18 protein-coding genes and 1 pseudogene are annotated in these 21,526 nt (G+C 72.0%); 5 read left to right on the forward strand and 14 right to left on the reverse strand.

The window, feature by feature from the left end; genetic code table 11:
- The first annotated feature begins 195 nt into the window (after nucleotides 1–195).
- Nucleotides 196–1,398, forward strand: coding sequence for a histidine kinase (locus tag AB0H62_RS41445; RefSeq protein ID WP_360591976.1), 1,203 nt, complete (start codon nucleotides 196–198; stop codon nucleotides 1,396–1,398).
- 336 nt (nucleotides 1,399–1,734) lie between these two features.
- On the opposite strand, the gene AB0H62_RS41450 is transcribed toward AB0H62_RS41445, so the two are convergent.
- The 6 genes from AB0H62_RS41450 to AB0H62_RS41475 all read right to left on the reverse strand — a co-directional run bounded on the left by AB0H62_RS41450 (nucleotide 1,735) and on the right by AB0H62_RS41475 (nucleotide 7,375).
- Nucleotides 1,735–2,079, reverse strand: coding sequence for an RNA polymerase-binding protein RbpA (locus tag AB0H62_RS41450; protein ID WP_220238699.1), 345 nt, complete (start codon nucleotides 2,077–2,079; stop codon nucleotides 1,735–1,737).
- 95 nt (nucleotides 2,080–2,174) lie between these two features.
- Nucleotides 2,175–2,405, reverse strand: coding sequence for a preprotein translocase subunit SecG (gene secG / locus AB0H62_RS41455; protein WP_220238698.1), 231 nt, complete (start codon nucleotides 2,403–2,405; stop codon nucleotides 2,175–2,177).
- Nucleotides 2,406–2,523: 118 nt separating this feature from the next.
- Nucleotides 2,524–3,309 carry a triose-phosphate isomerase gene (gene tpiA, locus AB0H62_RS41460; RefSeq protein ID WP_220238697.1) on the reverse strand — a complete coding sequence of 262 codons (786 nt, stop codon included), beginning with the start codon at nucleotides 3,307–3,309 and terminating at the stop codon, nucleotides 2,524–2,526.
- Nucleotides 3,309–4,556: a phosphoglycerate kinase gene (locus AB0H62_RS41465; protein ID WP_360591977.1), complete on the reverse strand. Its 1,248-nt coding sequence runs from the start codon at nucleotides 4,554–4,556 to the stop codon at nucleotides 3,309–3,311. The genes tpiA and AB0H62_RS41465 overlap by 1 nt, the downstream gene beginning before the upstream one ends.
- Before the next feature lie 5 nt (nucleotides 4,557–4,561).
- Nucleotides 4,562–5,566 carry a type I glyceraldehyde-3-phosphate dehydrogenase gene (gene gap, locus AB0H62_RS41470; RefSeq protein WP_220238695.1) on the reverse strand — a complete coding sequence of 335 codons (1,005 nt, stop codon included), beginning with the start codon at nucleotides 5,564–5,566 and terminating at the stop codon, nucleotides 4,562–4,564.
- Nucleotides 5,567–6,199: 633 nt separating this feature from the next.
- Nucleotides 6,200–7,375 (reverse strand): winged helix DNA-binding domain-containing protein, encoded by a 1,176-nt coding sequence (locus AB0H62_RS41475; protein ID WP_360591978.1) that lies wholly within the window; start codon nucleotides 7,373–7,375, stop codon nucleotides 6,200–6,202.
- A 72-nt stretch (nucleotides 7,376–7,447) separates the two neighbouring features.
- Here AB0H62_RS41475 and AB0H62_RS41480 point away from each other — a divergent pair, with 72 nt between their 5' ends.
- Nucleotides 7,448–8,092, forward strand: a complete 645-nt coding sequence (locus AB0H62_RS41480) for a LysE family translocator (protein WP_360591979.1) — start codon at nucleotides 7,448–7,450, stop codon at nucleotides 8,090–8,092.
- On the opposite strand, the gene AB0H62_RS41485 is transcribed toward AB0H62_RS41480, so the two are convergent.
- The 4 genes from AB0H62_RS41485 to AB0H62_RS41500 are packed head-to-tail and all read right to left on the reverse strand — an operon-like array spanning nucleotide 8,089 to nucleotide 15,701.
- Nucleotides 8,089–8,898, reverse strand: coding sequence for a TIGR03620 family F420-dependent LLM class oxidoreductase (locus AB0H62_RS41485; protein WP_360591980.1), 810 nt, complete (start codon nucleotides 8,896–8,898; stop codon nucleotides 8,089–8,091). The genes AB0H62_RS41480 and AB0H62_RS41485 overlap by 4 nt on opposite strands.
- A gap of 38 nt (nucleotides 8,899–8,936) precedes the next feature.
- The gene (locus AB0H62_RS41490) at nucleotides 8,937–13,415 is read right to left on the reverse strand and encodes a hypothetical protein (RefSeq protein WP_360591981.1); all 4,479 of its coding nucleotides are present in this window, start codon (nucleotides 13,413–13,415) and stop codon (nucleotides 8,937–8,939) included.
- Between the two features lie 10 nt (nucleotides 13,416–13,425).
- Nucleotides 13,426–14,229 carry a hypothetical protein gene (locus tag AB0H62_RS41495; RefSeq protein ID WP_220238690.1) on the reverse strand — a complete coding sequence of 268 codons (804 nt, stop codon included), beginning with the start codon at nucleotides 14,227–14,229 and terminating at the stop codon, nucleotides 13,426–13,428.
- The gene (locus AB0H62_RS41500; RefSeq protein ID WP_360591992.1) at nucleotides 14,229–15,701 is read right to left on the reverse strand and encodes a hypothetical protein; all 1,473 of its coding nucleotides are present in this window, start codon (nucleotides 15,699–15,701) and stop codon (nucleotides 14,229–14,231) included. Before AB0H62_RS41500 ends, AB0H62_RS41495 begins: the two co-directional genes overlap by 1 nt.
- Before the next feature lie 77 nt (nucleotides 15,702–15,778).
- Between AB0H62_RS41500 and AB0H62_RS41505 the strand changes: the two genes are divergently transcribed.
- The gene (locus AB0H62_RS41505) at nucleotides 15,779–16,216 is read left to right on the forward strand and encodes a PPOX class F420-dependent oxidoreductase (RefSeq protein ID WP_354884751.1); all 438 of its coding nucleotides are present in this window, start codon (nucleotides 15,779–15,781) and stop codon (nucleotides 16,214–16,216) included.
- A 596-nt stretch (nucleotides 16,217–16,812) separates the two neighbouring features.
- On the opposite strand, the gene AB0H62_RS41510 is transcribed toward AB0H62_RS41505, so the two are convergent.
- Nucleotides 16,813–17,421: a TetR/AcrR family transcriptional regulator gene (locus tag AB0H62_RS41510; RefSeq protein WP_360591982.1), complete on the reverse strand. Its 609-nt coding sequence runs from the start codon at nucleotides 17,419–17,421 to the stop codon at nucleotides 16,813–16,815.
- A 71-nt stretch (nucleotides 17,422–17,492) separates the two neighbouring features.
- Between AB0H62_RS41510 and AB0H62_RS41515 the strand changes: the two genes are divergently transcribed.
- Nucleotides 17,493–18,455, forward strand: a complete 963-nt coding sequence (locus AB0H62_RS41515; protein ID WP_360591983.1) for a sterol desaturase family protein — start codon at nucleotides 17,493–17,495, stop codon at nucleotides 18,453–18,455.
- Between the two features lie 54 nt (nucleotides 18,456–18,509).
- Here AB0H62_RS41515 and AB0H62_RS41520 read toward each other — a convergent pair.
- Nucleotides 18,510–18,911, reverse strand: a pseudogene (locus tag AB0H62_RS41520) (hypothetical protein); the annotation flags it as partial.
- Complete coding sequence (locus tag AB0H62_RS41525) at nucleotides 18,904–19,530, reverse strand: hypothetical protein (protein ID WP_220238491.1); 627 nt, start codon at nucleotides 19,528–19,530, stop codon at nucleotides 18,904–18,906. The gene AB0H62_RS41525 and the pseudogene AB0H62_RS41520, both read right to left, overlap by 8 nt.
- 85 nt (nucleotides 19,531–19,615) lie before the next feature.
- Between AB0H62_RS41525 and AB0H62_RS41530 the strand changes: the two genes are divergently transcribed.
- Nucleotides 19,616–20,503, forward strand: a complete 888-nt coding sequence (locus tag AB0H62_RS41530; RefSeq protein WP_360591984.1) for a hypothetical protein — start codon at nucleotides 19,616–19,618, stop codon at nucleotides 20,501–20,503.
- Here the strand turns inward: AB0H62_RS41530 and whiA are convergent.
- Nucleotides 20,500–21,492: a DNA-binding protein WhiA gene (gene whiA / locus AB0H62_RS41535; protein WP_220238489.1), complete on the reverse strand. Its 993-nt coding sequence runs from the start codon at nucleotides 21,490–21,492 to the stop codon at nucleotides 20,500–20,502. The two genes, AB0H62_RS41530 and whiA, sit on opposite strands and share 4 nt — an antisense overlap.
- Nucleotides 21,493–21,526: the final 34 nt, after the last annotated feature.

Raw genomic sequence — 21,526 nt, forward strand, 5'->3', positions numbered from 1 at the left:
TGACGTCAGACGTCTTCGCCCCACCCGATTGCCGTAGTGATGGAGATCAGACGACCAAAGTTGTGGGTCCGGGTGAAACTTACCGTCGTCACACGTCTTCTCGTTAGCATCCGCACATTTGTTGCCCGCCGCGCGTCCCGATCGGGTGTCCGGCGCATCTCATCATCAAGTCCACAAGACGAATGGGGTCGCCGCATGAGCACTGAGGGACTCTCGATTCCAGGAATCTCGATGGGCAGCCCCGGCGCGGGGGCCGCCGATCGGGTCCGGCGGTTCAGCCTGCGCGGTGCGTTCGCTTCGCTGCGCCGGCCGATCGCGACGACGGTCGGAGTTGAGGCCGTCGCCGTGCTGCTGGCCGTGCTCGACGTGTGGCTGGTGATCCCGCCGAAGGCCCCGCCGTACTCGATCTACCTGTCGGCGGCCGCGTGTCTCGCGGTGGTGCTGCGGCGGAAGCTCCCGTTCCTCGCGGTGGTGCTCGCGGTGCCGGGCTTCCTCGCCGGGTGGGCGCAGCTGGCGTCGATGATCACGCTGGGCACGCTCGCGACCAAGCGCCAGATCCACTGGCAGACGTGGGTCGGCGCCGGGCTGGTGTTCACCTGCCGGTTCGTGCAGTGGCCGCTGGACGACTTCGCGCAGCTCAGCTGGCGCGAGCACGTGCTCGACGGCATCTACGGCGTGCTCGTGGCGGGCATGCCCATCGCGATCGGCCTGCTGATCGGCGCCCGAGCGGAGATCTCCGCGAAGCTCGCCGAGCTGGCCAAGAGCCGCGACCGCGAACGCCGCTTCCACGCCGACGCCGTGCGCGCCGAGGAGCGCGCCCGGCTGGCCCGCGAGATGCACGACGTCGTCTCCCACCAGATCACCCTCATCGCCATGCAGGCCGGCGCGCTGCAGGCCCAGACCACCGATGGCCCCTCGCTGCAGACCGCGCAGGTCATCCGCCAGCTCTCGACCCGCACGCTGGAGGAGCTGCGTTCACTGGTGAGCGTGCTGCGCTCCGGCGCCGAGGACGAGGGCCCGCGCCCCGGCATCGGCGAGCTGGACCACCTGATCCGCACCGCCGACGTCCCGGTCCACCTGACCGTCGAGCGCCTGCCGGACACCGTGCCGAGCCAGGTGTCGGCCGCCGCGTACCGCACCGTGCAGGAGTGCCTCACCAACGTCCACAAGCACGCCCCCGGCGCCACCGCCACCATCCGCATCCAGGGCGGCAGCGGCGCCCTGAACATCGAGGTCCGCAACGAACGCGCCGAACGCGCCGGCGAGCACCTCCCCTCGGGCGGCCACGGCCTCACCGGCCTCGCCGAACGCGCCCGCCTCCTGGGCGGCAGCTTCGAAACCTCGGACACCGAAGACGGCGGTTTCCGCGTGCGGGCCAGGTATCCCCTGGACCGCTGACCCTCTGACCTTCCCCGGTCCCCCGTAGGTCGAAGGGGTGGCCCCGGTGCGCACCGCGATCCGGCTGCGTCCCGGGGGCCACCCCTTCGCCGCGTTCGGGGGTTTCTCGGGTGTGCACAACTCCGCTCGCGGCCTCGAAGGGCTTGCCGGAGAAGAGGTTTCAACCCTGGCCCGCGCTCAGGCGACCGCACCGTACGGAGCCGAGCCACGAGCGCCCGCACCGGGAGCAGCCCTCGCCACCAGCACTCAAGCCGGCGCCAAACCCCCGGAAACGCGAAAACCACCGGCCAGAGCCGAATCGAATCGGCCTGGTCGGTGGTTTCCGACAGGGAAAACCTAGATCAGTTCCCGGCGCTGACGCAGACGCTCGAGGGCCTCGGCGAGGATCGCTTCGCCGTCGGCGTCACTGCGGCGCTCCTTGACGTACGCGAGGTGCGTCTTGTAGGGCTCAGTGCGGGGCGCGGCGGGCGGGTTCTGCTCGTCCTGTCCGCCGGGCAGACCGCAGCGCGGGCAGTCCCATTCGTCGGGGATTTCGGCCTCCATCGCGAACGACGGGCGGGCCTCGTGGCCGTTTGCACACCAGTAGGAGATGCGGCGCCGCGGCGCCGACTCACCCCGCTCCGATTCGCCCGAAGGACCGGCACCCACCCGGGTGCCTCGAATCGCGTTACCGCCAACCATGAATCCTCACACCTAGGAATCGGCGGCGCGCCCCCCAATAGGCACGCCGATGCACACGGAGCCCCTGACTCGCCGGCCCCGAGCGGGGAGTCCGGTCAGACCTTGAGCAGCAGGCCGAGGCCCACGATGCTGATCAGCCAGATGGCACCCAGCAGCAGGGTGATCCGGTCGAGGTTCTTCTCGGCCACGCTCGAGCCCGAGAGGCTGGACTGCATACCGCCGCCGAACAGCGACGACAGACCGCCACCCCGGCCGCGGTGGAGCAGCACGGCCACGACCAGCAGCACGCTGGAGACGATCAACAAGATTTGCAGGAACAGCTTCATGTCATCCTCTGTGCTCTTCGGAGAATGCAGGGGTACGGCTCGAATATCACCGTACCCCTGGACTCGTCCACTGCTGTGTGACGGACCGGATACACAGGTTACCCGGTAGTGGCCTCGATCAGGGCAGGGGGCCACCCGCCGCGAGTGCGCAGAGTTTGGTGAACTCGTCACCGTCGAGGCTCGCGCCACCCACGAGAGCACCGTCGATGTTCTCGCAGCCCACCAGCTCGCCCACGTTGCCCGACTTCACCGAACCGCCGTAAAGCACCCGAACGGCCGAAGCGACCTCGTCGCCGTACTTCTCCGCCAGCACCGTGCGGATGGTCTTGCAGACCTCCTCGGCGTCGGCCGGCGTCGCGACCTTGCCGGTGCCGATGGCCCACACCGGCTCGTAGGCCACGACGACGTCCTTGACCTGCTCGGCCTTGAGCCCCTTGAGGCCCTCGATCAGCTGGGTCGTCGCGTGCGAGTGGTGCTCGCCGGCCTCGCGGACCTCGAGCTTCTCGCCGACGCACAAGATCGGCGTGATCCCGTGCTTGACGGCCGCACGCACCTTCTTGTTGACCAGCTCGTCGGTCTCGGCGTGGTACTCGCGCCGCTCCGAGTGGCCGATGGTGACGTAGGTGCAGCCCAGCTTCGCGAGCATCAGGCCCGACACGTCACCGGTGTAGGCACCGGAGTCGTGCGGGGACACGTCCTGCGCGCCGTAGGTGAGCGACAGCTTGTCGCCGTCGGTGAGGGTCTGCACGCTGCGGATGTCCGTGAACGGCGGCAGCACCGCCACGTCCACCTTCGCGTAGTACTTCTGCGGCAGCGCGAAGGCGATCTTCTGAACCAAGGCGATGGCCTCGAGGTGGTTCAGGTTCATCTTCCAGTTGCCGACGATCAACGGCTTGCGTGCCACTAGTGCTTCTCCTCCAACGCCGAAACACCGGGCAGTTCCTTGCCCTCCAGGTACTCCAGGGAGGCGCCGCCGCCTGTGGAGATGTGGGAGAAGCCGTCCTCCGGCAGGCCCAGCTGCCGCACCGCGGCTGCCGAGTCACCGCCGCCGACCACGGTGAACGCGTCGCTCTTCACCAGCGCCTCGGCCACGGCACGGGTGCCGCCCGAGAACGCCTCGAACTCGAACACGCCCATCGGGCCGTTCCAGAACACGGTGGCCGCGTCGGCCAGCTTGCTCGCGAACAGCTCGCGGCTCTCCGGGCCGATGTCGAGGCCCTGGCGGTCGGCCGGGATGGCCGTGGCGGCCACGACCTCCTGCTCGGCGTCGGCCGCGAACTCGGTGGCGGCCAGCACGTCGACCGGCAGCACGAGCTCCACACCGCGCTTCTCCGCCTCGGCGAGGAAACCCGACACCTGGTCCAGCTGGTCGGCCTGCAGCAGCGACTGGCCCACCTCGTGGCCCTGGGCCTTGAGGAAGGTGTAGGCCATGCCGCCGCCGATGAGCAGGCGGTCGACCTTCGTCAGCAGGTTGGCGATCACGCCGAGCTTGTCCGACACCTTCGCGCCGCCGAGCACCACCACGTACGGGCGCTTGACGTCGTCGGTGAGCTTCTTCAGCACGTCGAGCTCGGCCAGCACGAGGCCGCCCGCGTACGCCGGCAGCACCGCGGCGATCTCGTAGACCGAGGCCTGCTTGCGGTGCACCACGCCGAACCCGTCGGACACGAACGCCCCGCCGGGGACGAGCGCGGCCAGCTCGGCGGCCAGCTCGGAACGGTCCACGGCGTCCTTGCTGGTCTCGCGCGCGTCGAAGCGCACGTTCTCCAGCAGCGCGACGCCGCCGTCGGCGAGACCGCCGACGAGCGCCTTGGCCGAGTCGCCCACGAGGTCACCGGCGAGCGGGACCTCGGCGCCGAGCAGCTCGCCCAGCCGCTTCGCGACGGGCGCGAGCGTGTACTTCGAGTCGGGCTCGCCCTTGGGGCGACCCAGGTGCGCCGTGACGACGACCTTGGCGCCCGCGCCGGCGAGCTTCTCGATCGTCGGCAGGGCGGCGCGGACGCGGCCGTCGTCGGTGATCCGGTCCGCGCCGGTCGCTTGCGGGCCGGCGCCATCAGCACTGGCGAGCGGGACGTTCAGGTCGCTGCGTACGAGTACGTAGCGGCCCTGAAGACCCTCGCTCAGCAGGTTTTCGAGGTTCTTGACCGTCATCGGGTTCAGGAGAGCTTCGAACCGACGAGCTTGACCAGGTCGGCGAGGCGGTTGGAGTAGCCCCACTCGTTGTCGTACCAGCCGACGACCTTGACCTGGTTGCCGATGACCTTGGTCAGCGGCGCGTCGTAGATGCACGACGCCGGGTCGGTGACGATGTCGGCCGACACGATCGGGTCTTCGTTGTAGCGCAGGTAGCCCGACAGCGAGCCCTCGGCGGCGGCCTTGTACGCGGCGTTGACCTCTTCGAGCGTCGCCGGCTTGGTCAGCGTGACGGTGAGGTCGGTGGCCGAGCCGGTCGGCACCGGGACGCGCAGCGCGTAACCGTCGAGCTTGCCCTGCAGCTCCGGCAGCACCAGGCCGATGGCCTTCGCGGCACCGGTGGAGGTCGGCACGATGTTCATCGCGGCGGCGCGGGCGCGGCGCAGGTCCTTGTGCGGCGCGTCCTGCAGGTTCTGGTCCTGCGTGTACGCGTGGATGGTGGTCATCAGGCCCTGCTCGATGCCGAACGCGTCCTGCAGGACCTTGGCCAGCGGGCCGAGGCAGTTGGTGGTGCAGGAGGCGTTGGAGATGATGACCTGCGAGCCGTCGTACTTGTCGTCGTTGACGCCCAGCACGATGGTCAGGTCCTCGCCCTTGGCGGGCGCGGAGATGATGACCTTCTTGGCGCCGCCGGCGATGTGGGCCTTCGCGGCGTCGGCGTTGGTGAAGAAGCCCGTCGACTCGACGACGACGTCCACGCCCAGGTCGCCCCACGGCAGGTTCGCCGGGTCGCGCTCCGCCAGGGCCTTGATGGTCTTGCCGTCGACGACGATGCCGTCGTCGCTCAGGCTGACCTCGCCCGGGAAGCGGCCAAGGATGGTGTCGTACTTGAGCAGGTGGGCCATCGTCGCGACGTCGCCGAGGTCGTTGAACGCGACGACCTCGATGTCGTGACCGCTCGCCTTCACGGCGCGGAAGAAGTTGCGGCCGATCCGGCCGAAGCCGTTGACACCTACGCGAACGGTCACTGCTGCCACTCCTCTTGTCGTGATCACTGCTGTGTGCATTCGAACCGGGGCCCACGCCCCGGAAGACTTCCGGGCTCGGCGCAACCCTAGCGTGCGGGCACGGCCGACCCTGACTGCCCCGACGAGACTTCCACCACTGCGCCGAACCGTCAAGAATCGATTAAGAAGCCAGCTCACGAGCTTGCGACAGGAAAACCGGCGGTGTCACAGGAGGGGGTGCGGACCACGCGCTTGATCGGTCTTGGTGCCGCGGTTCACGCGGTGGCCTGACGGGTGGTGGAGTCCGGAAGGTCGGGATCGGGGTGGGCTGGTCCGGGCGCGTCGTGAGCGGGATGCGCGGGTGCCGCCTCGGGCCGCGGCCGCGCATCGCGGGTGCGCGGTCGCGTCTCGCGGGTGCCAGGTCGCGTCTCGCGGGTGCCCGGCCGCGTCTCGCGGGTGCGGCCGGCTCGCCGAGGCGTCGGGACCGGCCGGGCGTCGGTCACGAGCGCGGCGGGTGGCCGCGGAAACCGGGTCTTGCGGCCGGCCGGCTCAGCCGTTGTCGACGGCCGGGCCCCGTAGCTCTCGGGCGCTTCGCGAGGTGACCCGTCGAGCCGGCGGTGATGCCCGGACGGCCGGGGCTGCTCGTCGGCGTGCTCACGTCGACAGCTCGCGTTCGGCCGGGGTGCGGAACTTCGGCACGACGCGCGTGTCCCCCAGCCACGTCGTCAGGCGGGCGGCTTCGGCTTCCAGGGCGGCCGCGCGGTCGGCGCCGACGTCCTCCAGGAGGCGCAGCACGACCTCGCCGGTCGGGCGCTGGGCCCAAGCGCCGACGACGCGGCCGTCGCACCAGGCCGTGGGGCCGATGTTGCCGCTGCGGTCGAAGAGGGCGGGGCGGTGGGGGCCGAGGTACCAGTCGCGGGCGGACCAGCCCATGGGCGTCGGGTCGAGGGCGGGGAGGAGGGCGACCCAGGGCGCCGGTTCGGGGACGGGCTCGAGGTCGTCGGACAGGACGAGGCCGGGTTCGCCGTCGAGGTCGACCTCGGTGGGGGCGACGGCGGCGAGGGCCTGTTTGGTCTGGCCGGCCGTCCAGCCGGTCCACCAGCGCAGGTCGGCGACGGGTGCCGGGCCGAACGCGCGCAGCCAGCGCCGTGCGAGTTCGGCGCGGGCGTCGGCGGGTGGGACCGGGGGCAGGCCGCCGGGGAGCCAGCCGTCGAGCGGGGCCCAGTGGTACTGCGTGCTGAGCCAGCTGCCGCGCGGGCGCCCGCGCACGATGCGGCCGTCGACGGCGAGCTGGAAGAGCACGCGGCTGGTGACGTTGCCGATCGCCGCGTACGGCTTGCCCTTGGCCATGTGGAGCTGCTGGCGCAGGCGCGGTTCGTCGTCGACCAGATCCTGCGCGGTGGCAGATCCCCTGGCGCGCAAGGCTTTCTCGACACTTGCGGCGACGTCGGCGAGCCAACTCGGCGGATCCTCCACATTGGTGGGATGGCCGACCGTGCCGAGGTGCTGTTCGAGCAGTTTCCGTTGCTTCACGGCGATATCGCTCGCGCAGCCGGCCTGGACGAGCGCGGCCGTGGCCACCTCGGTGACGAACATCGTGCGGCGCATGCCGAGGAGCCGCAACAACGTGCGGTCTTCGTACAGCGCGCGCTCGACATCGGCCACGCCCACTTCCGGCACCCGCGCCCACGCGGCGAGGAACACCGACGCCGGGTCAGTCGCGTGCAGGGCGACGACCCCGGCGGCGGCCTCCTCGACGGTGGCCGCGGGAGCCGCGAGGTGGTGGCGCACGCCGAGCCGGGCGCGGCGCTGCGCGAGGGAGATCTTCACGCGCTCGTTGTACCAGCGGGGTCCGACAAAAACGTCTCGTCGCGACCCGGCCGCGCGTTCTACGCTCGGGAGATGGTCACGCCTGCGCACTTCGCGGCCTTCGCCGCCCTGACGTTCCTCATGGTCGTCGTCCCCGGGCCCAGCGTGCTGTTCACCATCAGCCGCGCGCTCACCGTGGGCCGCCGCGACGCGCTGCTCACGGTGCTGGGCAACGCCACCGGCGTCTACACGCAGGTGGTGGCCATCGCGTTCGGGCTGGGCGCGGTCGTCACGACGTCCGCCACCGTCTTCACCGCGATCAAACTCGCGGGCGCGCTCTACCTCGTGTACCTGGGCGGGCAGGCGATCCGCAAGCGCCGCAAGCTCGCCGACGCCATGGCCGCGGCCGTGCGCACCACCCCGGGCCGCACGCTTGCCGTGCTGCGCGACGGCTTCATCGTCGGCTTCGCGAACCCCAAGTCCATCGTCTTCCTGGCCGCGCTGCTGCCCCAGTTCGTCGCCCCGGCCGCCGGCTCGGTGCCCGCGCAGATGCTGCTGCTCGGCCTCTGCCTCCCGGTGATCGCGCTCGCGTCGGACACCGCGTGGGCCCTGGTCGCCGGCACGGCCCGCACATGGTTCGCCCGCTCGCCCCGCCGCCTCGAACTCGTCGGCGGCACCGGCGGCCTGGTGATGATCGGCCTCGGCACGACGCTCGCGTTCACCGGCCGCAAGGACTAACCCAGCGCGGCCACCAGGCCGCCGTGCCACGATTCGGGCACTCCGTCCAGTGACACCACCACCTGGTCGGCACCCGCGGCCCGATACTCGCGCAGCCGGGCCACCACCGTGTCGAACGAGCCGTGGACGGTGACCCCGTCGACGAGGCGGTCGGACAGGTCGGCGACGTCGGCGGGGGTGAAGCCCATGCGGCGGAAGTTTGCGACGTAACCCGGGACGCCGGCGAGGAAACGCAGCGAGCCGCCGCGCACGAGGTCGCGGGCGCGGGCCGGTTCGGGCTCCGCGACGACGGTGACCAGCACCGCCAGGCGCGTGCCGGCGCCGAGCAGCTCGCGCGCCGAGGCGACGTAGTCGGGCGTCACGAGGAACGGGTACGCGGCCGAAGCGCGGTCGCGGGCCAGTTCGAGCATGCGGGGCCCCAGCGCGGACAGCACGCGCCCTGAAGCGGGGACCGCGGTGTCCAGCTCGTCGAGGTACGCCGTGAGCGTCGCGAGGGGACGAGGGCCGTGGGCGCCGCCGAGGCCGGGCAGCCAGCGGCCGGGGTGTGTGGCCGCCAGTGCCCGGTACACCGTCGCCACCTCCGCGGCCGGGACCTGGTCCACCGAGAGAATCCCGTTGGCCACGGTGATCCGCCGGGTCGCGCGGACGAGGTCCGGGACGAGCGCCAGGTTGTCGCCTTGGCCGCCCGGCATCCACAAGGTGGAGTAGCCGAGTTCCTCCAGCCGCACGGCCGCGGCGATCGCGGCTGCCGAGTCCGTGGTGTCGAACGCCGGTATCGCCGCGCCCAGTGGGCCCAGTTCGCTCATGCCGGGGGCAACTCCCCCGGCCTCGGCACTGTTCCGCGTCACGCGGGTTGTTCGTCCACAGCGGAATCCTCGGCCGGCTCGGAGACCGGCTCACTCACCTTCGCGAACATCCGCGTCGCCGAGAGCCGGGCCACCCCGTCCGGCTCGCCGAGGTCCTCCAGGGAGTTGCGGACGGTCGAGTCCACCGACAGGTACTTGCGCCCGGCGCGCAGGTCGGCGTCGTTGCGCAGGCGGACGATCAGCGGGAACTCCGCGAGCGCGCCGGCGTCGAACAGGCCCGTCGTGTAGATCAGCTGCACGCCCAGTGCCTCCGCGACGGCGCGCTGCAGCTCCAGCAGGTAGCCCGCCGACGCGCGGCCGATCGGGTTGTCCAGGAACAGCACGCCGGAGTGGCGGTTGCGGGCCTTGCCGCGGTTGTTCGCGCGCAGCGACGCGAGCGTGCAGTACAGGATGATCGCCGCGGTGAGCTGCTGGCCGCCGGAGAACACGTCACGGATCTCGGACACACGCTGGCGTTCGGTGCGCAGCACGGAGTCCGGCTTGAGCATGTCGACGCGGAACCCCTTGGGCGCGGCCACCTGCACGCCGCGCAACACGAGCGAAAGGCCGTCGCGCTTCACGTCGCGGCCGTCGGCCGTCTTGCCCACCGCGGCCTCGTCCACGACCTCGCCGAGCTTCTCGGCCAGCACGTTGTCCTCGAGCTCCGTGAAGCGGATGCGCAGGAACTCCTGACCCGACCAGTCGCCGAGGCCGTCGGGCAGCCGCGACACGCGCTGGGCCGAGCGCAGGGTGCGCAGCGCGCCGTCGACCATGCCCTGCAGGCGCGTGATGATGCCGCCGCGGTGCCGGTCGATCTGGGCGAGGTCGTCGGTGAGCGTGCGCAGCCGCGGCCGCAGCGCCTCGGCCCACTCGGCCGCGTGGCCGGGCAGCTGGTCGCGCTTCACGGCGATCACCTGCTGGCGCACGGGCGTGCTCAGCTTTTCGAAGCGCTTCTCCGTCGCGTACTGCGCCAGCTGGTCGGTGGCCGCGCGCACCCGGCGGTCGCCCGCGTCGGCGGCTTCCTGCGCGGTCGTCAGCACCGTGTTCAGCTGCGAATGCTTGGTGCGGGCCGATTCCACGTCACCGTCGTACGCCTCGGCCGGATCCTCCGGCAGCAGATGCGCGAGCGATTCGCCGAGCAGCCCGAAGCCGGACGCCGACGCCTTCGCCGCGTCCAGCGTCGCCTCCGCCGCCGCGCGCCGCTCCTGCAGCTCTTCCCACGTGCGCGCCGCCGCTGAAACCTCCAGCGAAGCGGCGTCGACCAGCTCCAGGCCGTGCTCGATGTCGCGGGGCCGCTCGGCGGGCGAGGCCGCGCCCGTCTGCAGCGGCAGCACGTCCAGCTCCGCCCGCCGGGTGGACACCTGCCCGATCGCCTCGGTGCGGTCCTCCTCGACGGAGTCGACGACACGGCGCGCGCGGGCCAACGCCGCGGCGCGAGCCGAAGCGTCCGAGCCGTCCGGTGTCTCCAGCAGCTCCGCCGCCCGCGTGCGCACGGCTTCGTCCAGCGCTTCGAGCGCCGAGCCCGCCGCGGCTTCCGCCGACTCGGCCTGGTCCAGCTCCGCGCGCAGGTCGCTGCCGACCTCCACCTTCGCGTAGGCCTCCGAGGCCGACGCGAACGTCCGCCGCAGCGCGTCCACGGGCTCGGCCGGCGCCTCGGCGTCCTCGGTCACCTCGGCTGCCCCCGGGACCGCGGCCAGCTCCGACCGCGCGGTGGTCGCCGTGCGGCGGTGCCCGTCCGCGGTCCGCTGCTCCTCCCCCGCCTGCTCGCGCAGCCGCGCCGCGCGAGCCGCCGCGTCGGCCGCCGTGGCCTCGGCCCGCTCCGCGATCTCCGTGGCCCGCTCGACTTCCTCGGTCCACTCGGCGACGCGCGTGGCCCGGGTCGTGAGCTCACCCAGCCGGCGCGCCTTCTCCTCGCCGTCGGCCACAGCCAGCCGCAAAGCCGGCACGCGCTCGCGCAGCGCCGCCGCCTTTTCGCTCAGCCGCGCGAACTCCGCCTCCGCCTGCCCGAGCGCGGTCTGCCCGGTTTCCCTTGCCACGCGGGCACTTTCGGCCTGCTCCGCGAGCGTGGCGATCGCCCCGGCCGGGTAGTCCTCGCGCCAGGTCGTGAGCTTCCACGTGAGCGCGCCGTCGGTGGCGAGCGCGCCGGCGAGCTGCTCCAGCCGCCGCTGGCGTTCGGCGTGCCGCAGCGCCACGGCCTCGCGTTCGGTGTCGGCCGCTTCCTCGTCGTACATCGCCGGGTTCGGCGGCACGAGGAACTCCACGCCCGCCGCGGCCTCGCCGTCGTCGCTCTGGAACGCCTCCGTGGTGCCCACCGCGATCACCGCACTGGGCAGCAGCCGCCCGGCCGCCAGCACCTCACGCGCCCGCGGCACCTGCGCGGCGTCGTTCAGCAGCACGCCCGCGACGAGCTGCGGCAGGCGCTCCAGCACGTCGGCGCGGCGGCCGGCGTCCAGTTTGGACAGGTAGCGCCAGCCGGACCACGCCGTGATCCCGGCTTCTTCCAGGGCGTCCAGCGCGGCCTGCACGTCGTGCGGCGGCGGGAGCAGCCCGCCGGAGCCGAGCGCGGCCAGCGCACGCTCGTCGGCCGACTCCTCCATCCGCAGCGCCGTCTGCTCCTTCTCGACGGCCGCGCTCGCTTCCCGAAGCCGTTGCAGCAGAACGGGAAGGTCGCTTTCCAGGCGCACGTCGTCGGCGCCGAGCAGCTCGACGAGCCGGGGTTCGACGGCGAGCGCGTCCGTCCGGCGGTGCGCCCGGTCCAGGTCTTCCGCCGCGCGCACCAGACGGTCCTGAGTGGACCCGGCGAGCTGGTTCGCCTCGTTCACGGCCCGTTGCGCCGCCTGCAGATCCTCCGCCGCGCGGTCGAGCTCCTGCTCACGCCGGCCCAGCTCGGCCGCCGACTCGTCGGCTTGCCCGCGCGCCGCGCGCGAAGCTTCCGCGACGTCCGCGCCGGCCGTCAACAGTCCACTTCGGACCGACGTCGAGATTTCCTCGCGCAACTCGGCGATCCGCGACGACAGCCCGCGCGCCTCGGCTCGCCGAGACGCGGCCAGGTTCGCGGCCTCGTCCCGATCGGTCTGCGCCTTCTCGGCCTCCGCACGCAAAGCGCCGGCGCGGGCTTCGGCTTTGTCCGCCTGGCGCTGCGCGTCGCGGGCCAGCGACGTGAGGCCACGCGCCAGCGCCGAGGCCGCGGAGTTGCGCGCCGCCAGCGCGGGCTTCGCCTTCTCCTCGCGGTTGCCGACGAGCTCACGCAGGTCCTTCGCCTTGCGGGAGGCGTTCAGGTGGTTCAGCACGGTCGCGGTCTCGCGCCACGCCTCGGCCGCCGTCTTCGCGTCGGCGAGCTCGGCGTCCACGCGCTGGCGCGCTTCCTGCGCTTCCTCCAGCCGCAGCACGGCGACGAGCCGGCGCAGCTCGGTCACGCCCGCGGCGAGCCGGCGATGGTCGCCCTCGGCCAGCTTCTCCGCCGACTTCACCTCGTCGACGTGTTCTTCGAGCCCGGACAGCCGCGCGTTCTCCAGCTCGTTGCGCGCGTGGATCCGGCCGGCGAGCTCACGCAGGTCGGCGCGGGCCGACTCGGCGATCCGGCGCGACGCGGCGGCCACACCTTCCTCGTCGGCGAGCGGGCCGAGCAGCTCGAGCGCGCCCTCCACGAAGTCCTTCTCCGCCAGCAGATCGCCGCGCTGCGCGAGGTTGTGCGCATACGTCGACACGACCTCGGCGAGGTCCTTCGGCTCGTCCTCCGACAGCACGGCACGCAGCAGGAACTCCACGAACGCCTCGTCGGTGGAGAACTGGAACGCGTCGGCCGCCTCGCCCTCGCCCGCGTTCATCGCGCGCTGGTAGCGGAACAGCTCGGTGTCGAGGCCGAGCGAGTCGAGCCGGCCGGTCCATTCGTGGTGGCGCCGCGTCCAGGACAGCTCCAGCTCCGGCTCGGCCATGGCCGCCGCGGCGATCCGGTCGTGGAAGCCGGACATCGTGAGCAGCCGGCCGTCCGCGGTCAGCGGCAGCGAGTCGAGGCCGAGTTCCTGCGTGGGGCGGAAGCAGTACCAGGAGTCCACGAGGTTCTCCGAGTCCGCCGACGTCACGTGCCCGCGCCACTCCGAGACCTTGCCGGTGATCACGCGGTGCCCGGTCTCCACGTGCAGCCACTCCAGCGCCACGTGCGAGACGTCCTTGGCCGCCACGAACTTCTCCAGCACCTTCGTGCTCGTGGTCCCGACCACCTGCCGGCGGCCGGGCAGCATCACGGAGAAGATCAGCTTGATCAGCACCGACTTGCCGCCGCCGTTCTCGAGGAACAGCACGCTCGCGGGCGAGGGCCGGCGCACCGGTCCCCCGGCGTGGATGCCGGCGCTGAACAGCGCGTCCTGCTTCGGCGCGGTGACGGTGGCGCCGACGCCGCTGAAGTCCAGCACCACGTCCTGGTAGCGGGCGCCCGCGGGGCCCACCGAGTGCAGGCGGACCCGCGAAAGCTCGTACATCGAATCCCCTCTACTGCAACGTGTCCGAAGAGGCTGCGCGCAGCGTTCCCCCCGCGCTCGCGACCGCGACGACGTCGAGCGCGAGCAGGTCGTCGAACGCCGCGTCGGCGGCCAGCTCGCGCACCTGGATCTGATACCGCGGCGTGGTGCGGTAGGTGCCGCCCTGCTCGTCGCTCACCGGCACCAGGAAGCCCTGGTCGGCGAGGAACCGCAGGGCGCGCGCGACCATGCCCCGGGTGGTGTCGGCGGCCATGCGGCCGTCCTTCGTGGCCGCCGCGGCCGGGCGCCGGGCGTAGGCGCGCCACGCCTGCTCCAGCTCCGGCGCGTCGGCCAGCGGGTCGTTGTTGGCCTCGGCCTGCTGCGCGCGCTCGTCGAGCATGCGCGCGGCCTCGCGGACCATCGCGTCGACCTGCTCCACGCTCACGCGGCCGATGTAGGTGTCGTTGGCGAGGTCGTCGGGCCGCGGGTAGGCCAGCGCCGCGGCGGCGAGGTGGATGAGGCCGTGGATGACCTTCTCCGTCTCGCGGCGTTCGCGGATCTTGGCCTGGCGCGCGTAGCTGTCCATCTTGATCTCGAAGATCGACTCGTCGACGGCGGCCAGCACGGCGCCCGCCTGCTGATTGACCTCCAGCACCATCAGCCCCAGGCCCGACGCGACGGCGTGCGTGAGTGCCTTGAACGCGTTGTCCTCGGCGTAGCGGCGCACCAGCTCGCCGTAGACGACGTCGCGGGCGGGCAGCTGCTTCGGGCGCATGCCGAACGCGACCAGGCGCGCGGCGGCCTCGGCGTCGACGCTCGTGTGGGTCACGGGCATCAGGCGACCTCCTCGCTGTCTTCGGTGTTCTCTTCGGCGCGCTCGACCTCGGCGGTGGACAGCAGCAGGTCGGCGCCGCCGAACTCGGGGTCGACGAGCAGCGTGCCGTCGTCGACGGCCAGCAGCACGTGGCGTTCCCCCTGGCGGCGCGCGGCGCCGACCTCGGGACTGTAGGCGTGCAGGGCGCGCAGCGCGACCAGGGTCGCCAGACCGGGTTGCTTCGTGCGGCGCGCGTCCTCCAGCAGGCCCGACAGGCGGCGCGGCACGTCGGGCAGGTCGAGCAGGTCGTCGGCGAGGCGCCACACGTCGTCGCCGAAGCGGTCGGTGTCCTCGGCCGGCATCAGCTCGGGTTCGGGGATCTCGCCGACGAGCTGGTCGCGCTCCGGCGCTGGGCGCAGCAGCAGCGAGACCAGCGAGGACAACGCGGGCACCGCGGGCGGCGTGATGCCCGCGACCGCGTGGAAGAAGTGCTCGGCGGGCGCGAGGGCGTCGGCCAGCGGCAGGCCGAGCGTCGGGACGAGCAGCTGGCCGAACAGGTCGATCGTCGCGCGCTGCGGCGGGCCGGAGAACTGCTGGCGGTCCTGCTCGGCGCGGAACACGGCGCCGGCGGCGGCCAGGCGCGACTGCAGGCGCGTGTGGCGGCGGATGCAGTCGGCGACGATGTCGACGAGCTCGGCCGCGCGCCGCTTGTGGTCGAGCTCCTCCGACTCGTCGCGCGCGGTGGTGATGTTCTTGAGGATCGCGTTCTCCGCGCGGAAGCGGGACTCGATGTGCCCGAGCGCGGAGTCGATCAGGTCCGGCACCTCGAGCTCCCAGTCGACGGCGCGCACGTCGCGACGCGTGGCGTCGAGCTTGGCGCGCAGGGTCTCGCCGTACTGCACGGTGCGGTAGCGCGCCTGCTCGGCCGCGAGCTTCGCGTCGGCGAGCCGGCCGCGGTTGATCAGGTTCTCGAGCTTCACCTCGGCCGCGATCTGGGCCGACTCGACGTCGGTGTCCAGCGCGCCGACGAGCACGTTGATGGCCTCGTCGGTGGCGCGCAGGTAGACCTCGCCGTCGGGCGCGGCCAGCTCGACGAGCAGCTTGAAGTCGAACTGGCGGCGCTGGTAGCCGCCGGGGCCCATCGAGCCGTAGACGCGCCGGAAGCCGCGGTCGGTGGTGCCGACGTTGATCAGGTTGTCCAGCACCCACTTCGCCACGCGCACGTGCTCGAACGGCGTGCGCGAAGGCGCCTGCTGCGAGATGAACGGGAGCAACCGGTCGATGACCTGGTCGTGGCCCGCGCCCGTGTCGAAGTCCATGGCGATGGTGACCTGGTCGATGGTGTGCAGCGCGATCTCGGCCATCTGGTAGATCGTCGCGTCGGCCCAGTCGAGCTTGGCCTTGCGCGCGTCGAGGTCGTGCAACGGCGCGGTGCACGCGAGCGCCTTCAGCCGGCGGGTCAGCCCCTCGTCGGCCAGGCCCGCGAACCCCATCTCGTCGTCTCGCACAGCAGGCCAGGCTAGTCGGACTGCTCAGGCGCCCGCACACGCGGACGGCTAGCGTGACCCACATGCGTGAGATGAGCAGGGCCGAGTGGTGGGCGTTCGCGACCGAAGGCACGCGGACGGGGATGCTGGGGATCGTTCGCGCCAACGGGGCCCCGATCGTCACGCCGATCTGGTTTCTGCTGAACGAGGGCCCCGACGGTGACGAAATCGTGTTCACCACAGGCACGGACACACTGAAGGGCAAGGCGCTGCGCCGCGAGCCGCGGCTGTCGCTGGCCGTCGACGACCAGAAGCCGCCGTATTCCTACGTGCAGTTCACGGCCGAGGCGACGCTGCACCACGACCTCGACGAGATGCTCGAATGGGCGACCCGGCTCGGCGGCCGCTACATGGGCGCGGACCAGGCCGAGGCGTACGGCAAGCGCAACGCCGTGCCGGAGGAATCGCTCGTTCGGGCGAAGATCACGAAGGTGATCGCGCGGGCGGACATCGCGGGCTGAGTTCTCGTCTCGCTTCCTCGCGGGTCACGCCGGGCGAAGAACCGGCCCGTCGAGTTCTTCGAGAAGAACTTCGTCGTGTTCCCCGCGTTGACGAAGGACGCCGCCGAGCAGGCGGTGGCGGAGCTGGGCCGCCGCCGAGAGTTCGCGTGGCTGCTCGACTGATCCTCGATGAGGGCCGGTCGGTGGTGGCGAGCGGTCGGGTTGACGGACAGTGATCGAGCGGTCCGGTATTGACACCACCCTGTCCGGGATGGTGTCATTTCTTCCAATAGATAGGAAAGTTTCCTAACTATCAACCTCGGCCAGTCCTCGACCCCACCCCCGGCACCTCCCGCTCCGCCCTCCCGGCCGCACCGCCGCCGAGGGACCCCCTGTCCCGCAGGGGTTCCCTCGGCGCGACGACCCTCGGCGGCGCGCACTCGTGCCGGAACCCCAGGACTGCGCCAGGGGTGACCGGAGCGGCGCCGGTCACCCCTGGCGCACACCAGCGTCGTCGCCTTCGCGGCGGCACGCACCCCGGACCGCGGCCGGGACGACCGGAGCGGCGCTGGTCGTCCCGGTCGCGCCGGTGTCCGCTGGTGTCCACAGCGGACTGGTCACCAGCCGAAGAGCGCGGCCATCACGCGGGCGCAGCGGTCGGTCATCGCCGCGGCGGTTTCGCCGGGCCGGTCGATCCACCAGCTGATCAGCGAGTCCACGACACCGGTCCAGACGTGGGCGAGAGCCTCGACGTCCAGCGCGTCCCACGGCCCGCGCGAACCCAGCAGCTGACCGGCGCCGACGAGGGCGAACGCGTCGAGGCGTTCGCGGTAGTCGCCGGCCGCGGCGGCGATGTCACCCGTCGCCGGCACCGTCGGGTCGCGCAGGAGCTTCCACGCGTAGCGGTCGTGGTCGAACGTCGCGAAGATCGCCGCCAGCACCGCGAGCGGCATGCGCTCCGGGTCGCCGCCGGCCGCCATGGTCTCGGCCACGCCGTCCGTCAGCCGGTCCCCCGCACGGTGCAGGCACGCGAGGTACAGCCCGTCCTTCGAGCCGAAGTACTGGTACAGCAAGGGTTTCGTGACACCCACGCGGCGCGCGATCTCCACCATCGACGCGCCCGCGTACCCCGCCCGGCCGAACTCCTCGGTGCCCGCCACGAGGATCTGCGACTCGCGCTCGCCGCGCGGCACACCCTTCGTCCCGACGGCCCTTGACCCTGTCACAGGGTTGAGCCTACCGTAAGTGACCCTCGGGTAAGTTACCTCGGAGTTAGTTCAGTTCGGGAGGAGACGACGTGGCCGACTTCCTGGCGCACCTGCGTGACCCGGTGCTGTACGCGATCCCGGTGTTCCTGCTGTTCGTGGCCGTCGAGATCGTCGCGGTGCACGTGCTCGGCCACGACGACGACGTGGTCGGCTACCGCCCCGCCGACACTCGCACGAGCATGCTGATGGGCACGGTCGCGCTCGGCGTGAACGCGCTGTTCCGGCTCGTGATGCTGGTGGTCTTCGCCGTGCTCTTCGAGCTGGCGCCGGTGAAGTTCGACCCGCGCGACTGGTGGACGTGGGCGCTCATGCTGCTGGGCCAGGAGCTTGTGTTCTACGCCTACCACCGCGCGAGCCACCGCGTGCGGCTGCTGTGGGCCGGGCACCAGGTCCACCACTCCAGCGAGCACTACAACTTCTCGACGGCGCTGCGGCAGAAGTGGACCCCGTACTTCCAGCTGCCGTTCTGGTCCGTGCTGGCGCTGTGCGGGATTCCGCCGTGGATGATCCTCACCGGCCTGTCGATCGACCTCGTGTACCAGTTCTTCGTGCACACGGAGAAGGTGCGGAAGCTGCCGCGCTGGTTCGAGTACGTCTTCAACACCCCGTCGCACCACCGCGTCCACCACGGCAGCGACGCCGAGTACCTCGACGCGAACTACGGCGGGATCCTGATCGTCTGGGACCGGCTGTTCCGCAGCTTCGTCCCCGAGGGCAAGCGGCCGACCTACGGACTGACCACGAACATCGACACGCACAACCTGCTGAAGGTCGGGTTCCACGAGTACGGCTCGATCCTGCGCGACCTTCGTGGTGCGCAGGGTTGGCGGGACCGGGTGGGGTACGTGGTCGGCCCGCCGGGCTGGTCACCTCGCCACGAGCTTGCCGACGAGCCGGGCGAGCCCAGCCGCCGCGGCCGCGTCGTCCGCGCGGCGGCTGATCACGAACAGCGGACCGGCCCGGTCGAGGGTCACGCCGTCGCTCGTCAGTAGGTGGTACGCGGCGAGCATCGCCGCTCGGCCATTGCCGTCGGGAAACGGGTGGAAGAAGCAGACGTCGAGGTACGCCCGCGCCACGCGCGCCGGCAACAGAGCCGTGCCGTGGGCGTCGGCGAGGTGCGCGTCGAACTCCGCGGGGGTGGTGGGGCCGTAGCGTTCCCGGCCGCCCTTGGCGAACGCGGCGGTGGTGCGGAACGCGGCCGGCTCACCGAGCACGAGCTCCTGCCAGCCGGCGAGGAGTTCGAACGTGAGGGGGCGGCCGGTGTCGGCCCGCACCTGGGTGAGCGCGGCCAGCAGCCGCTCGGCCCGCTGCTTGTCGCGACGGCGAACGATCGTGTCGACGAACGCGACCACGCCGTCAACCGTCCCGGTCCGCGGCGTGACTTCGGGGACCTCGTCCCAGGCGACGCCGGAGCGGACCGTGAGCCAGGCCCGCAGATCGTCACGCACCCGGGTCGGCGGCCGCGATCCGCCGCGCGAGGTCGGCGACCTCGGAATCCTCGGGCGCAGTCCAGGACTGGAACCGGCCGCCGACGGCTTCTTCGACGAGCCGCGCGTCGGCGATCCCGTGGTAGGCCAGGAACCACTCCAGCACCTGCGCACAGTGCCGGTACCACGCGTCACCCGCGCCGGTCCGGTCCACGACTTCTTCCACGAGCACCGGCACGGCCCGCTCCCACGCGGCCAGCCGCGCTTCGGGGGAACCGGCCGGGAGTGCGTGCGTGGCGAACAGCTCGGCGAGCCGCTCCAGCCAGCCGCGCCATTCGCGCAGCGCGGCGAGAGCTCGCGCGGACGTTTCGGCCGGCGTGGTCACGGAATGCGCGCCACAGCACCACGAAGCGACCGGCCCGCCGCCGAAATCCCCTTCGTCGCGGGCCCACGCCCAGCCGCGGGTCCACGAGCCGAGCTGCCGGTCGAGGGCGGCCAGCACGCCTTCGGTCCAGTCGTCGCCCTCCGCCCACGGAACCGACGCGATGATCCCGGCCGCCGCTTCGGCGTCGAACGCGTGCTTGGCGGGGTCGACCTCGGCCCAGGTCAAGCCGGCCGGATAGTAGTCGTACAGCGACACAGGTGTAAGGATCTCGCAGTCCACTGTCGACTCGCAACCGGTTTTCGCGGGCGAATTCGGTTGCGCCGCATGGTGTTCTGGAGGGGTGACCGAACCGAATCGCCCGCATCGCTGGGATCTCGTGCGCCCGGACCAGCTCGGGAGCCTGCCCGCCGGGGCGCCCGTGTTGTGGTTCCTGGACGAGCTCACGGCGTGTGCGGCGAAGGTGCTGGCGCGCAGCGAGGACGTGGATCTGTACTTCGTCGGGCGGTCCGGGGACAGCGTGTACGACCTGTTGAGCGGCGCCCTCACCGACCGGAGCCGGCTGCACCTGCTGCCGTTGTCGTTGGGGATAATCGACAATCCCTTGCTCGGACCGATGCGGCGCGGTGAAACGGCCCAGCTGCGCGCCAACCTCACCGAAGCCGGGCTCTCCCCCGCGGCGCTCGCGGGTGGTGGGCCGCCGGTGGTGCTCACGGACCTCGTCTCGTCCGGTGGCACGTTCGGGTGTTTGACCGGCATCCTTCGGCAGTGGGCGGAAGACGACGGAGCCGCGTGGCCGGAAGTCCGGCGGCGCCTGCGGTTCCTCGGCATCACGTTGCGCCGCGCGACGAGTCCCAAAACCTGGCGCTGGCACCAGCACGCGGGCTGGACCGCCGGCCTGCCCGCCGGCGCCGTCAGCAACGTCTCCCTCGACGCCAACGTCTGGAGCTACTTCGGCAACTGGCAACCGAAACTCACGCGCTCGTTCACGCGCGAGCGCTGGGGCGCCGAGGACGCCCGCGCGCCGCAGCACGACGACAAAGCGCGCGAAGCCCTTGCCGAAGCGCTGGCGGTCGTCGCGGCGGGACGGACGGCCGAGGTGCGGGACCAGATGGTGCACGAGATCGTGAAGGAACCGGCGATCGCGCAGCCGTGGCTGCGCGCGCTGGTGACCGAACTCAAGCTGCCCCGGCCCCGACTCCGAACCCCACCGCCGCCGGGAACGACCTAGGCTTCCTCGTCCTCCAGCATCTCCGGCGTCACCGCGGACTCCGTGTCCGGGATGTTCAGGTCCTTCGCCCGCTTGTCCGCCATCGCGAGCAAGCGCCGGATCCGGCCGGCGACCGCGTCCTTCGTCATCTGCGGGTCGGACAGCTGGCCGAGCTCCTCCAGCGACGCCTGCCGGTTGGACAGCCGCAGCTTGCCGGCCGCCAGGAGGTGGTCGGGGGCGGTGTCGCCGAGGATGTCCAGGGCGCGTTCGACGCGGGCGGCCGCCGCGACGGCCGCGCGGGCCGAGCGGCGGAGGTTGGCGTCGTCGAAGTTGGCGAGGCGGTTGGCGGTGGCGCGCACCTCACGGCGCATCCGCCGTTCCTCCCACTGCAGCACGCTCGAGTGGGCGCCGAGGCGCGTCAGCAGCGCGCCGATGGCGTCCCCGTCGCGCACCACGACCCGGTCGGCGCCGCGGACCTCACGCGACTTCGCCTGGATGCCCATGCGCCGGGCCGCGCCGACCAGAGCCAGCGCCGCTTCCGGGCCCGGGCACGTGACCTCCAGCGACGACGAGCGGCCCGGTTCCGTGAGCGAACCGTGGGCGAGGAACGCGCCGCGCCACGCAGCTTCCGCGTCGGCAACCCCGCCGGACACCACGGCCGCGGGCAGGCCGCGCACCGGCCGCCCGCGCTGGTCGATCAGCCCGGTCTGGCGGGCGAGGCCTTCGCCGTCCTTCACGACGCGCACGACGTACCGCGTGCCCTTGCGCAGGCCACCGCTGGCGGTGATCACGTGCACGTCGGACTGGTGGCCGTAGAGCTCGTGGATCTCCTTGCGCAGCCGCCGGGCCACGGAACCCGTGTCGAGCTCGGCCTCCACCACCACGCGGCCGGCCACGATGTGCAGCCCGCCGGCGAAGCGAAGCAGCGACGCGACCTCCGCCCGGCGTGGCCCGATCTTCGTGATCTCGAGCCTGCTCAGTTCGTCCTTCACCGCGGCGGTCATCGCCATGTACTGCCCCTCCTGCCTTCCGCTGCGCGCCCGC

The sequence above is a fragment of the Amycolatopsis sp. NPDC050768 genome, from assembly GCF_040654155.1.
GTDB lineage: Bacteria > Actinomycetota > Actinomycetes > Mycobacteriales > Pseudonocardiaceae > Amycolatopsis.

What these genes read in the sequence shown, in the direction of transcription:
- AB0H62_RS41445 (WP_360591976.1), top strand. Translation starts at nt 196, where the DNA reads ATGAGCACTGAGGGACTCTCGATTCCAGGAATCTCGATGGGCAGCCCC.
- AB0H62_RS41450 (WP_220238699.1), bottom strand. Translation starts at nt 2,079, where the DNA reads ATGGTTGGCGGTAACGCGATTCGAGGCACCCGGGTGGGTGCCGGTCCT.
- secG (WP_220238698.1), bottom strand. Translation starts at nt 2,405, where the DNA reads ATGAAGCTGTTCCTGCAAATCTTGTTGATCGTCTCCAGCGTGCTGCTG.
- AB0H62_RS41465 (WP_360591977.1), bottom strand. Translation starts at nt 4,556, where the DNA reads ATGACGGTCAAGAACCTCGAAAACCTGCTGAGCGAGGGTCTTCAGGGC.
- AB0H62_RS41480 (WP_360591979.1), top strand. Translation starts at nt 7,448, where the DNA reads ATGGTCACGCCTGCGCACTTCGCGGCCTTCGCCGCCCTGACGTTCCTC.
- AB0H62_RS41485 (WP_360591980.1), bottom strand. Translation starts at nt 8,898, where the DNA reads ATGAGCGAACTGGGCCCACTGGGCGCGGCGATACCGGCGTTCGACACC.
- AB0H62_RS41490 (WP_360591981.1), bottom strand. Translation starts at nt 13,415, where the DNA reads ATGTACGAGCTTTCGCGGGTCCGCCTGCACTCGGTGGGCCCCGCGGGC.
- AB0H62_RS41495 (WP_220238690.1), bottom strand. Translation starts at nt 14,229, where the DNA reads ATGCCCGTGACCCACACGAGCGTCGACGCCGAGGCCGCCGCGCGCCTG.
- AB0H62_RS41500 (WP_360591992.1), bottom strand. Translation starts at nt 15,701, where the DNA reads ATGGGGTTCGCGGGCCTGGCCGACGAGGGGCTGACCCGCCGGCTGAAG.
- AB0H62_RS41505 (WP_354884751.1), top strand. Translation starts at nt 15,779, where the DNA reads ATGCGTGAGATGAGCAGGGCCGAGTGGTGGGCGTTCGCGACCGAAGGC.
- whiA (WP_220238489.1), bottom strand. Translation starts at nt 21,492, where the DNA reads ATGGCGATGACCGCCGCGGTGAAGGACGAACTGAGCAGGCTCGAGATC.